Here is a 12483-nt window from a genome sequence, read left to right as displayed (position 1 = left end):
CTTTTTTATTGCAATTTTTCAAATAAGATTAAAGTTAGTCATTAGAGTGCCGATATAATCCTATAGTGAGTTTAATTATGAGTAGAAGGTGAGGTTGAATATGTCAATTGAATTAAATGCAAATAGCGCTGTATCATTAAATACAGATACAGCAGTTGGACTTAAAACTGCAAATTTAGTTAAGTCACAAAAGGAGTTGGAAGGTCAAATGGCATTAGATTTAATTGCCACAGCGGTTGTTGATAATATTAGTTTACCCGCATCAGGCAATAGCGGGCAAAATATTAACATTAAAGTTTAAAGCTAAATAAACTCAGTTTATATACAACGAGCGGGCTTAGGCAGCCCGGCATATTTAGTCGCTTGTTTGGCCGGACCTTGCTTAAATAAACGATATAAATAGCGGCTGCTGGCTTTTTCTTCACCAAACTCAGCTTTCATCGCTTTGGTTAAGGCACGAATAGCGGGTGATGTATTGTAAGTTAAGTAAAACTCTCTAACAAAACGAATAACTTCCCAGTGTGCTTCTAAAAGTTCTATCTCATCACTTTCGGCCAATAAAACTGCCACCTCTTCATTCCATTGGGTAAAATCGAGTAAGTAACCTTGCTTGTCGGTCGCTAATTGAGTGTTGTTATATTGTATTGTCATGACCAAGTAATTGAATTGTCGAATGTAAAAATAAGTTTAAGCACATCATCAAAGCTAATGGCAGTAAATAATGCCTGTTCACTGTTTTGTGCCCGAGCACTTGCGTGTAGGCTAACGTAGTATACCGTTATTTCAGCTTGCTTTGTTAGCGCCTCGAGTAGTAATGGATGCTGCAAATTATAACAACCGTCGTCCATTAATAATATAGCATCTTGTGGCAAGCTCATATTTAAGCATTGTGATAAGGTATTATTGGTAAAACCTGAATTTCTAATTATATGTAACATTGCCATGTTAAAACCTGTAAATCACTTGATGTGAATGTAAGTGCTGGCTGAACTCCGCTGTCGTTAATACTTGTATATTATCGATATGAAAATTAGCGGGTAAGTTTCGTTCGGTTAATGATTCTTGGCAAACATAAATATTTTCAATGTCATAAAACGCTAATGCTGAAAATGTTTTTAAATAATCTTTAATCTCAATTGATGAGGCATTTTGACTCCCGATCATCTGAAATACACCATCGCCAATAAAAAATAATGAAGTGGCTTGTTCAAATGAGCCAAATATTAATGCTGCATCTAGTGCTTCTTTCCCGGTAGCGCTCGAAAAGGGCGCTTGGGTATTAACAATAGCAACCGTCTTAGTCGCTTGCGTTAGCTCTGTCATTATAATTGCACCACACGTTCGGCTTTATTGGTTAACTCAACTAACTCACCTAAACCTGATACCGTAAAGGCGGCATCAATATTAGAATGTTCATCACTACTTAATTCGTCACTTAAACCACGTTTTTCAGCTGCTGTAATACACAAATATAGTGGTACATTATAGTCGTTATTGAGTTGCTGCCATCGGGATAATGCTTGGAACTCATCGCTAGGTATTGATAAGTGCTTAGCTGCATTTAACACACCATCCTGATAAAAAAACACGCCAATAAGTTTTATATTATTCTCAATTGCCGTCTGCACAAGCTTAATTGCGCTTGTGGTTAAATTACTATTTGGCGGTGTAGTAACCACCAAAGCTAAAGTGTTCTGCATAATCGCCTTACTTAAAAACAGATAATAAAAAAGCCTCAATAGTGAGGCTTTATATTTTATACGTAGAGTATAAACAATTACTAATCACATTTAATGATTTTTAACTGCTAATTAGTCATCGCCACCGAAAACACCTAACAGGCTTAACAAATGTACGAAGATATTATAAATATTCAAGTATAGAGAAACAGTTGCACGAATGTAGTTTGTTTCACCACCGTGAATAATACGGCTAGTATCAAATAAAATCAAACCAGACATGATCATAATAATTGCAGCACTAATTGCTAAAGATAACGCAGGTATTTGGAAAAATATGTTTGCTACCATGGCAATAACAGCAACAATTAAACCTACCATTAAAAAACCACCCATAAATGAGAAGTCTTTTTTACTGGTTAACGCGTAGCCAGAAAGTGCAAAGAAAATTAATGCCGTACCACCTAATGCTTGCATAATTAATGAAGCACCGTTTGGCATTGCAGCATAATAGTTAAGCATTGGTCCTAAAGAGGCCCCCATTAAACCAGTAAAGGCAAAAATCCAAAAAATACCACTCGCTTTATCGGCATTCTTATTAACAACAAATAATAAACCGAATGAAACTAAGGTCATTACTAGGGCAGCCATATGAGACAAGCCCATTGCCATAGAAACACCAGCCGTTACGGCACTAAACGCCAAAGTCATCGAAAGTAACATATAAGTATTTTTCAATACCTTGTTAATTTCAATCGCTGAACTTCTACTAGCATTTAAACTAATATTTGATTGCATAAAATTTCCTCTAAGTTCGCTAATTATATTTTTTAGATATGGTCAAATGTCAAAAGTTCAAGGATGAATCAAATATTTAACCTTTACTCTGACACTACAAGTTAAAATTAACCACAAACCATATTGACATATTATGGCATGCTATTTTTTTAATTACTATCTTTAACATAGCTGATATTCATCAATAAATTGTCAAAGTTTGTAACAGTCATTATTGTGCCGAATACGAATAACTCCGCTCAATGAATTATTTAGGTTTTAATGGTTAGCATTGCTGCCAAGCAACACCAAGTTTTTCGTAGCTGTCGATAACTTCCTGCTTTCTATAGCAATTGCTACTGTGATCATTGATCAAACCTGCCGCTTGTAAATGCGCATAAATAATCGTCGAACCAACAAACTTAAAGCCACGTTGCTTTAAATCTTTACTTAAGGTATCTGATATTGGCGAGGTAGCAGGGTAGTCCCCCAACTCTTTTACACTATTGACTTGCACCTTATTATCAACGAAAGACCAAATGTAGTTAATAAAACTGTCAAACTCCTGTTGAATTGCGATAAAGCACTTTGCATTATTGACTGTCGCGGCAATCTTACCTTTATGGCGAATAATTCCAGCATCTAGCACTAAACGAGCTTCATCTTCAGAAGTGAATTTTGCAACTTTATCGACATCAAAATTGGCAAAGGCTTTTCTGTAGCCATCACGTCTTTTTAAAATTGTGTACCAGCTTAATCCTGCTTGCGCAGATTCAAGCACAAGGTATTCAAACATTTTATTATCATCTAGTACGGGTACGCCCCATTCTTCATCATGATAAGCAACATAATCTGGCTTTGATGTATCAAGCCATGGGCAACGGCAAGGTTTTTTTTCACTCACAAACTTTCCTTAAATGTAAAAACTGACAGTATTTGTTTAAATAAATGGCAAATTGTTGATTTTTTTAGCAAACAAACTTTTTTATAGAATAAATGCTTTACAAGACAATATCGAGTCTTTAATATTCGCCTCGTTCTGAAGCAGCAATGCTTTTTAACTTCAGGTGAGATGGCTGAGTGGTCGAAAGCACCGGTCTTGAAAACCGGCAAGGGTTTGTAGCCCTTCTAGAGTTCAAATCTCTATCTCACCGCCACATTCAGAAAAGCCCGTTACGAAAGTGACGGGCTTTTTGCTATCTGAGCGTTTATTTTAGAAAGAGGTTTGTAGCGCTAAACCTTCGAGTAGAGTTCAAATCTCTATCTCACTGCCACATTAAGAAAAGCCCGTTACGAAAGTGACGGGCTTTTTGCTATCTGAGCGTTTATTTTAGAAAGAGGTTTGTAGCGCTAAACCTTCGAGTAGAGTTCAAAGCTCTATCTCACCGCCACATTAAATAGAAGCCCGTTAATCAAAAGATTGACAGGCTTTTTGCTTACTGAATATAAAAAATATTATTAATGGGAATGCAAAATATCCGATCTCAACAGTGAATGTTGTTGATTAAGGTCAAGTGAAATCTAGAAAATATGACTATTGATATTCAGTCGAGTTACATCAGTAGTAAGATAACGGCCTTTATTTCAAAACTAAGTTGTTACCATGATAGAAGATCTAAATAGCCGCTACGGCTTAACTCCTGTGCATAGCGAAGTTGTCGAAGCATGCAAAATTGTTAAACCATGCCATGCCTTAGATATGGGCTGTTCAAATGGTCGTAATGCTCTGTATCTCAGCCAACTCGGGTTTAATGTTACCGCGATAGACACCAATGCAGGGGCTATTGATATGCTGCAAAGTATTAGTCTTGAACAAAATATGAATAATATTAAGCCGCAGGTGTACGATATTAATAATGCAAGCCTTAGTGAAGACTATGGTTTTATTTCCTGTACCGTAACGTTAATGTTTATCGACCCATCTCGTGTTGATGACGTTATAGCTGATATCCAAAAGCGAACGCTGTCTGGAGGCTATAACTTAATTGTATGCGCCATGAGCACTGAAGAGCACCCATGCCCAGTACGCTTTCCATTTACCCTAAAAACGGGGCAATTACGTGAAGCTTATGATGGTTGGGAATTTATTAAGTACAATGAAGATGTTGGTACTATGCATAATGGGGCAAAATTACAGTTTGCGACTATGTTAGCGCGAAAACCTGACTAAAAAACTAATTGCCAGTATCTACAAATATAACCGTGCTATGGCCACATATTTACTGAGACAAAAGCCAAATACCTAGAATTAAAAGTAGATAATTCATTACTTTTAAAAACAGTTGTTTATCTAAATGTTGATTAATTTTAACCCCTAGCCAATTACCTAGGAACGCTAAAGGAAAAAAAGCCAGTGCGGTTAATATCGTATCAAGTGATAGTAGCCCTAAAGAAACAACAGCGATTAATTTAACAATGTTCATGATGGCAAAAAAGGCGGCTGCGGTTGCAACAAATTTCGTTTGCGCTAAACCTATAGCGGTAAAGTAGATGATTAAGGGCGGGCCGCCGGCGTGAACTAATGTACTGGTTATGCCTGACGTTGCAGACATAACATACGCGCCGAAGCGATTATTAACCAAGCTGAGTTGCCGTTTTTTAAAGCCCATATTTTTAACCGCAAAGGCAATACAAATAAAGGCGATAAAAAAACGTAGATGATCTGCGTTAACAAAGTCCATCAGTAAATTAGCGCAGACAATACCGATAATGGCGCCGGGTATTAACTTGGCCAATAGCGCTTTGTCCCACTTTTTCCAAAAAATTTTTACGCTCATCATATCTGCGATAATCAGCAAGGGTAGCATCAAGGTTATTGCTTCAATAGCGCTGAATTTAAACATTAAAATCGGTACGGCAAATATGCCAAGTGCACCCGCAAAAGCTGATTTGGAAATACCAATAAGTAACACTACACTAGCGATAAGTATTATTGCTGATATTTCCATATTAATTACAACTTTGCCTTTATTAAATTATTTAAACTCAACTTTCTATTTCCAAACATCCATAAGTTAAACGATGGGTAAATCAAACCATAGCGCTTCAACACCTGAGTGTGCATTTATTTCTAGTACTTGTTCGGCTTCAACCGCAAAGCCATCACCGGCTGAAAATTGTTCAGTGTTAGCTTTTAATTGGCCTTTAATGATATGTAAATAGCCAATACGTTGTTTGGTGTTAAAGGTAATATCTTCACCTTTTTTCAACACTAAACGTGACAAGCTTGCATCTTGGTTGATTGACAAAGCGCCGTTATCACCATTAGGGTTAACTAATGAGGTTAATTGACCTTTTTGGCGAATACTCTTTTGCTGATAACTCGGTTTAATGCCGGTGATATTAGGTTGTATCCAAATTTGCAAAAATTTTACTTTATCTTTTTTTGAAGCATTAAACTCAGAGTGCATTACACCACGACCAGCACTCATACGCTGCACGTCACCGGCAGGTACTTTATAGCTGTTTCCAGTACTATCTTCGTGTTGTAGCGCGCCTTCGATAACATAGGAAATAATTTCCATATCGCGGTGACCATGTTCACCAAAACCTTTACCTGGCATAACCATGTCATCGTTGATTACCCGTAACACCGAAACACCCATATGTTTTTTGTCGTAGTAATTACCAAACGAAAAACTATGTTTGCTATCTAACCAGCCAAAATTTGCTTTGCCTCGATCTGCTGACTTTCTAATATATTTCATGGATAAACGCCTTCAATTGATTTACTTGAAGTGATTATATCGTTCTTATTTACAGCTTAAAATTAGCATTATTAGTATATGTTATTCGTATTTTAAGAATGTTTATAAAGTCCTTATTGTTAAGTGTTTTGCAAGTTCAGGCATTGTAACCTCAGCTCTGTTATAAAACTTCTAGCGGCAGGGCCAAGTGAGTCACCATCTTTAAATGTAAGATAAAGTTGGGTAGAGCGTTGTCTATTCTCATTTAACTTTAAGGGTATTAGTTGCTTATTGTTCAGGTGTTGCTCAATTAAGTTAACAGGTAACCAAGCAAAACCTAAGCCCTGACAAATCATGTCAATTGAACTTTGCAAATGGCTAACTGTCCAGCGCTGATTTGCTTCTAGCCAGCCTTCACTGACTTTGTTGTCTTTATTTAGCTGTGCTGAATCTCGCACCACTATTTGTCGGTAAGACTTCAGGTCTTCTAAGCTGAGCTTGCGCTTAAGTTTATGCAAAGGGTGAGTAGGGCTAGCAACAGCGTTAAAGGTGATATAGCACAAGCTTTCACTAAAGCCAGCACCTAGCGAAATAGGTGATATAGCAATTTCAACATCATCCTTACCTAGTAACTCACTAGCGCCGCTGAGTATGGTTTCAATTAATTCAATTTGCAGTAAAGGATATTGTACGGAAACATTTTCAAGTACTTGATATAACACCGAGCGAGGAAATATTTCATCAACAGCAACTTTTAGTTTAGTTTCAATGCCTTGGCTTAAGGTGTGGCCAATAGCTTCAATTTTCCTAGCTTCTGCTAGTAAATAATCTGCCCGTTGCAACATTAATTGACCGGCTTCTGTTAATACTGTTTTTCGGCCAACTATTTTGAATAGCTTTACATCTAATGACTCTTCTATTTTGCTAACCGCATTATGAATACTTGATTGGCTTTTATGAACACCTTGTGATGCTTGATTAAAACCACCAAATTCAACTACCGCATGAAACATACGCCATTGTTCTAGAGAAATCCTCAGCATTTTACACTCGCTTAATTTGTTATTGGCGCTGTTGTAACAGCATTTTTGTCACTATCTTCACAAGGGCTACCGTCACTATTACGACAAGTGTTTAGCTTATCTTGCTCTGCTTTATCTGTGCTTAACACTTGTTTTAAATCTGCAGTGCGTTGTCTTACCGCGATACCGTAGCTGTGATCATCACCCCATAAGCTAGCTAAAGCGACTAATGATTCGTTATCATGCCGGGCGAATATTCTACCCGCGCGTTCAGCATTTTTCTGCTCATTACCTAACAATGCCAGAGCTTCGACCCCTAGATTAAGCGCGGAATCAAAGGTTTCGCGTTTAAAAGCAGTAATGCCAAGATTCATTAATTGGTAGGCATGGCGACGATCAATTGCCCGCGCGACAATTTTTAACCCAGGGTAGTGCTTTTGGGCCAGTGTCGCTATTTCCAGTATTTTATCCGCATCATCAATTGCTATCACTAGCAGTTGTGCTTCATTAGCGCCTGACGCTTCTAGCAAGTCTTTACGTGCTGCATCACCATAAAAAACTTTGTTGCCAAAACGTCTTAATAGTTCTATTTGGCTCGGGCTATGGTCCAAAATTGATAAATGATAACCTTGTGCTGTCAATAAACGACCAATAACTTGACCAAAACGACCATAACCCGCAATGATGACATTTTTAGTGGCTTCTATTTTTTCAGGTTCATCAAAGGCTTGCTGTGCGTTATCTTCTCGGTTGATTATTTTTTCATAAAACATCAATAGTAAAGGGGCCATTAGCATAGATATAGCAACTACTAAGGTGGTTAACTTGGTTTGTTCAACAGTCAGAATTTCTAGTGAGCTGGTGAGAGAGAGCAAAACAAAGGCAAACTCTCCACCTTGCGCTAGGGCCAATGTGAACAGCAACTTTTGTTTGCTTTTAATGTTAAAAACGTAAGCAAGGGCATATAACACCAATGCTTTAATGACAATTAAACCCATGACAAAGATCATGACGTTGCTAAATTGCTCAATTAATAGCGGAAAATCGATTGATGCCCCTACAGTGATAAAAAATAACCCAAGTAATAAACCTTTAAAAGGTTCAATATCAACTTCTAATTCATGTCTGAATTCACTTTCTGCTAATACTACACCGGCTAAAAATGTGCCCAGTGCTGGTGATAAACCAATTTTTTGCATAACGACAGCAATAACGATCACTAAAAATAAGGCAAAAAGGGTAAACAGCTCGCGCAAGCGTGTTTCCGCGATATAACGAAAAAGTGGTGCAGAAATATATCGACCAGAAAAAATGATCGCGGCAATGGTCGCTAAAGATATTAATACCTGAGCGTAAACAGGTAAATGTTCAATTAAATTGCTATGGCTGGAGGCAACATGGCTAATTTCAGTAAAGGCTAGCAAGGGCAATAATGCTAAAATCGGAATAACGGCAATATCTTGAAATAGCAAGACTGAAAAAGCATTTTGTCCCGCTTCTTGTTTGATCCAACCTTTTTCAGCTAAGGTCTGTAATACAATTGCGGTTGATGATAACGCAAGCATTAAGCCTATAGCTAAAGCCGTTTCCCAGCGTAAGTTTAAAATAAAATAGCCAACAACAAAAAATAGCGAACTTGTCAGCAAAACTTGCAGTCCACCTAAGCCCATAATGGAATGCCTAAGTTTCCATAACCTTGAAGGTTGTAGCTCTAAGCCAACTAAAAACAACATCATCACCACACCGAACTCAGCAAAGTGCATAACATCAGTTTGATCGCCAACAAGTCCGAAGGCAAAAGGCCCAATAATAATACCTGCAATGAGATAACCTAGCACAGAGCCTAAGCCTAATCGCTTTGCAATCGGCACAGCGACAATGGCTGCGGCTAAATAGATGACTGCCATTTCTAACATATGATTCTCTTTTTAATAATGTTAATTAACAACTGCATTTTTATAATGTTAGTACTTTTTTTAATATACATAACCTTGGTTTAGCTCTTAATCTATTCACCTCTCTACACTGTATTATACCCACAGCTTAGCGCGTTAATCTTATTAATCAGCTTGCGTTATTTATGCTGAACGTTTAATTGTGTTAGTTTTAAACGATTTGTGTGTAAATTGGTCTTTTCTGTTAATCGCTCGTTCAAAAGCTCAGGCAAATTGGCTTTAGACAATGTACTTGTTAGAATATTTAGCGCGTAATTGACGAGTAAATGATCCTGATCTAATTACCTAGAAAGATTTATAGAAGCTTCACTTATCAGTAATCGAATAATAAGATAAGCTAAGTCATCGTAAACCTTTACTAAATTAGCACTGACGCTAGTGCTAAGAGTTGATTGTTCGCCAGACTTACTCAGAGATATGACTAAATAAAACTCAGTATTTTAGCTCATCATTTACTATGAGCTAAATGTAGGACAAAATCCCTTTTCCATGCAATGTCAGAATCATTAAAAATGATGTCATCAGGTTGATAGTAAGGGGTTATAACATCGTGTCGTAAGGTTTCAGCAAGGCCGGTTTAGTTTTGGTTATTTATATTCAGTTTACATTTGGTTTTTTGAGAATAAAATAACTGTAACGTCCTAATTAAAATGCACATTAAGGGTTGTCGTGATTTCAAAATTACCTCGCTGGGTAGAATATGGTTCATTTTTGCTTGCACTCATTGCTGGGCTTGTTAATGCTATTGGCTTACTTGGGTTTAAACATCAATCTATTTCACATTTATCAGGCACAGCCACACTGATTGGCACCGGTATGTTCAATTCAACGGCCTCGGATGTACTGCATTTATCAATCGTTATTGTTAGTTTTGTTATTGGTGCTGCGATATCCGGTTATTTTTTACGTAATGGGGCTTTAAAGTTAGGCCGTAATTACAGTGGCTTACTTTATGTTGAAGTGATATTTCTTCTTGGTGCGACATACTTCTTAACCAATGACTCTCTTAACGGCCATTACTTAGCTTCAGCAGCTTGTGGACTTCAAAATGCACTTGCGAGCACCTTTAGTGGCGCTATTATCAGAACCACTCATGTTACCGGTATATTTACCGACTTAGGTATTATGTTAGGAGCTAAGTTGCGGGGCGAAGTGTTTGATAAACGCAAAGCACTGTTGTTAGTTTTGATTATTACCGGTTTTATCATGGGCGGTACTTCAGGCGCATTCTTTTTTAGCCTTTATAAATTCCACGCGTTATTTATTCCTGCGGGCTTATGTTTGTTATTGGCTTTATCGTATTCACTCTACAATGCCAAGGTCAGCAGTTAAACCTAGTCGTCATTTTCAGCAGCTCTGTGCAGCGCTTAATAGTCACGCTCGTTTGAAAACTATTTGGCGTCAAGTGACACAATTGCCGCTAGTCCTTGGTAAAATGTACTTACAGTGCATAATTTTCTGATGTTCTCACGCTGATTTTATACTTATCCCGAAAAAGTTTTGGTAGAATTGCCGCATTGAAATTTAGCTAAGGAATTGAACTTTGTTTGCTGGTCGCTTTAATCATATAAGTTTTAAAGGTGATATATTTGGTGGTGTCACAACAGCAATTATATCTTTACCTTTAGCACTCGCTTTTGGTGTTGCCTCTGGCGCAGGTGCTGAAGCCGGGCTTTGGGGCGCCATTTTAGTTGGCCTTTTTGCGGCTTTATTTGGTGGTTCAACCTCGTTAATATCTGAGCCTACGGGTCCAATGACCGTGATCATGACGGCGGTTCTCACCAGTATGATGGCAAAATACCCAGAATCAGGTATGGCGATGGCCTTTACCGTTGTGATGATGGCGGGGGCTTTTCAAATTTTAATTGGTACGCTCAAACTTGGCAAATATGTCACTTTAATGCCATACAGTGTGGTTTCTGGCTTTATGTCAGGTATTGGGGTTATTTTAATTATTTTGCAGTTATCACCACTGTTAGGACAAGCGGCTCCGGCCGGCGGTGTTTTAGGCACTATTTCAGCGCTACCTAATATTTTATCGAATATTAATTTTAGCGAGTTACTATTGGGTATTTTAACGCTAGCGGTGTTGTTCTTTTTCCCAAAACACTATCGTAAATATGTGCCTCCTCAGTTGGTAGCGCTCGTTGCCATTACCTTATTATCCGTTATATTTTTTGATACTGACAGCATACGACGTATCGGTGAAATACCCGCCGGTTTACCCTCAATTGTTATCCCACACTTTAATGCCGATATGTTTATGACCATGATTGTCGATGCACTGGTACTAGGCACATTAGGTTGTATCGATACCTTATTAACAGCGGTTATTGGTGATTCATTAACCCGAACCGAGCACGACTCAGACAAGGAGCTTCGCGGACAAGGCCTTGCTAATATGATTTCTGGTTTATTTGGCGCATTACCTGGTGCGGGTGCCACTATGGGCACAGTAACAAATATTCAGGTTGGCGCTCGTTCACCTTTATCAGGCATTGTTAGGGCGCTAGTACTTGCCTTAGTGGTGTTAATTGCGGGCGGGTTAACAGAGCCTATTCCTATGGCTGTACTAGCTGGTATTGCAGTTTATGTCGGTTTTAATATTTTAGATTGGAGTTTTATACAACGCGCACATAAAGTCAGCTTACAAGGCATGATGATCATGTACGGCGTAATGCTACTTACCGTGTTTGTTGACTTAATTGTTGCAGTAGGGCTTGGCGTATTTATTTCTAATATCATTATTATCGAGCAATTAAGTAGAGAGCAAGCAAGACAAGTAAAAGCCATTAGTGATAACGATCAAGATGTTGTGCCATTAACAGACAGTGAACGTGTGTTACTTGATAGAGCCAATGGCAAGGTGTTGTTTTTCTATTTATCAGGACCAATGATTTTTAGTGTTTCAAAAGCTATTTCTCGTCAACATAGCCGTGTAGGTGACTACCAAGCTATGATACTAGATTTAACCGATGTACCTATGTTTGACGTTACCGTAGGCTTAGCACTTGAAAATGCGATTAAAGATGCGCAAGAAGCAAACTGCGCTGTATTCTTACTTTGTCCGAATCAACAAACTCGACAACAATTGGCTAAATTCGAATTATTAGACAGAGTACCTAAGGAAAACGTTTATGATTTTCGTCATGAAGCACTTTTAGCATCATTAGCCTATGTTGAAAGTCTCTCGAGTGATGTGAGTTAATTGATGGTGTTTTAGCCCAGTATTATTTGTCGATAACTCAGATAAACAAAATAGCAACAAAGTATGCCAACAGCGGTAAAACTTACATTACATTTTACCGCTGTTGGCTATCGCTTAATATCATAAGTACTTACCCAAAAATTATAAAATTGACAT

General features: G+C 37.9%; 14 protein-coding genes and 1 tRNA gene. 5 read left to right on the top strand and 10 right to left on the bottom strand.

Going from position 1 to position 12483, the window contains the following annotated elements; genetic code table 11:
• Positions 1 to 100: 100 nt before the first annotated feature.
• The gene (locus tag FGD67_RS03060) at positions 101 to 301 is read left to right on the top strand and encodes a hypothetical protein (protein WP_257173642.1); all 201 of its coding nucleotides are present in this window, start codon (positions 101 to 103) and stop codon (positions 299 to 301) included.
• A gap of 17 nt (positions 302 to 318) precedes the next feature.
• Here FGD67_RS03060 and FGD67_RS03055 read toward each other — a convergent pair whose 3' ends face one another.
• From FGD67_RS03055 to FGD67_RS03030, 6 genes are all read right to left on the bottom strand, one after another.
• Entirely contained in the window at positions 319 to 651 is a 333-nt protein-coding gene (locus FGD67_RS03055) for a TusE/DsrC/DsvC family sulfur relay protein (protein ID WP_257173641.1), read from the bottom strand.
• Positions 648 to 944, bottom strand: a complete 297-nt coding sequence (gene tusB, locus FGD67_RS03050) for a sulfurtransferase complex subunit TusB (protein WP_257173640.1) — start codon at positions 942 to 944, stop codon at positions 648 to 650. Before tusB ends, FGD67_RS03055 begins: the two co-directional genes overlap by 4 nt.
• Position 945: 1 nt before the next feature.
• Positions 946 to 1323 carry a sulfurtransferase complex subunit TusC gene (gene tusC / locus FGD67_RS03045; RefSeq protein ID WP_257173639.1) on the bottom strand — a complete coding sequence of 126 codons (378 nt, stop codon included), beginning with the start codon at positions 1321 to 1323 and terminating at the stop codon, positions 946 to 948.
• Complete coding sequence (tusD, locus tag FGD67_RS03040) at positions 1323 to 1700, bottom strand: sulfurtransferase complex subunit TusD (RefSeq protein ID WP_257173638.1); 378 nt, start codon at positions 1698 to 1700, stop codon at positions 1323 to 1325. Before tusD ends, tusC begins: the two co-directional genes overlap by 1 nt.
• Positions 1701 to 1811: 111 nt before the next feature.
• Entirely contained in the window at positions 1812 to 2477 is a 666-nt protein-coding gene (locus tag FGD67_RS03035) for a Bax inhibitor-1/YccA family protein (protein WP_257173637.1), read from the bottom strand.
• 265 nt (positions 2478 to 2742) lie between these two features.
• Positions 2743 to 3360, bottom strand: coding sequence for a DNA-3-methyladenine glycosylase I (locus FGD67_RS03030; RefSeq protein WP_257173636.1), 618 nt, complete (start codon positions 3358 to 3360; stop codon positions 2743 to 2745).
• A gap of 162 nt (positions 3361 to 3522) precedes the next feature.
• On the opposite strand from FGD67_RS03030, the gene FGD67_RS03025 reads away from it, so the two are divergent.
• Both FGD67_RS03025 and tehB read left to right on the top strand, forming a co-directional pair.
• A tRNA-Ser gene (locus tag FGD67_RS03025) sits at positions 3523 to 3613 on the top strand.
• A 446-nt stretch (positions 3614 to 4059) separates the two neighbouring features.
• Positions 4060 to 4626 carry a tellurite resistance methyltransferase TehB gene (gene tehB, locus FGD67_RS03020; RefSeq protein WP_257173635.1) on the top strand — a complete coding sequence of 189 codons (567 nt, stop codon included), beginning with the start codon at positions 4060 to 4062 and terminating at the stop codon, positions 4624 to 4626.
• Between the two features lie 49 nt (positions 4627 to 4675).
• On the opposite strand, the gene FGD67_RS03015 is transcribed toward tehB, so the two are convergent.
• The 4 genes from FGD67_RS03015 to FGD67_RS03000 form a co-directional block, all read right to left on the bottom strand.
• Positions 4676 to 5404, bottom strand: a complete 729-nt coding sequence (locus FGD67_RS03015) for a sulfite exporter TauE/SafE family protein (RefSeq protein ID WP_257173634.1) — start codon at positions 5402 to 5404, stop codon at positions 4676 to 4678.
• Between the two features lie 66 nt (positions 5405 to 5470).
• On the bottom strand, positions 5471 to 6163 hold the full coding sequence (locus FGD67_RS03010) for a pirin family protein (protein WP_257173633.1): 693 nt from the start codon (positions 6161 to 6163) through the stop codon (positions 5471 to 5473).
• Positions 6164 to 6282: 119 nt separating this feature from the next.
• Positions 6283 to 7185 carry a LysR family transcriptional regulator gene (locus FGD67_RS03005; RefSeq protein ID WP_257173632.1) on the bottom strand — a complete coding sequence of 301 codons (903 nt, stop codon included), beginning with the start codon at positions 7183 to 7185 and terminating at the stop codon, positions 6283 to 6285.
• A gap of 11 nt (positions 7186 to 7196) precedes the next feature.
• Entirely contained in the window at positions 7197 to 9080 is a 1884-nt protein-coding gene (locus FGD67_RS03000; protein WP_257173631.1) for a monovalent cation:proton antiporter-2 (CPA2) family protein, read from the bottom strand.
• A 708-nt stretch (positions 9081 to 9788) separates the two neighbouring features.
• Between FGD67_RS03000 and FGD67_RS02995 the strand changes: the two genes are divergently transcribed.
• Positions 9789 to 10451: a YoaK family protein gene (locus tag FGD67_RS02995; protein WP_257173630.1), complete on the top strand. Its 663-nt coding sequence runs from the start codon at positions 9789 to 9791 to the stop codon at positions 10449 to 10451.
• A 211-nt stretch (positions 10452 to 10662) separates the two neighbouring features.
• Positions 10663 to 12327 carry a SulP family inorganic anion transporter gene (locus tag FGD67_RS02990; protein WP_257173629.1) on the top strand — a complete coding sequence of 555 codons (1665 nt, stop codon included), beginning with the start codon at positions 10663 to 10665 and terminating at the stop codon, positions 12325 to 12327.
• Positions 12328 to 12483: the final 156 nt, after the last annotated feature.

Source organism: Colwellia sp. M166, from assembly GCF_024585285.1.
Taxonomy (GTDB): Bacteria; Pseudomonadota; Gammaproteobacteria; order Enterobacterales; family Alteromonadaceae; genus Cognaticolwellia.
The sequence above is the reverse complement of the archived record's forward strand: the minus strand, read 5'-3'. Positions and strand labels throughout refer to the sequence as shown.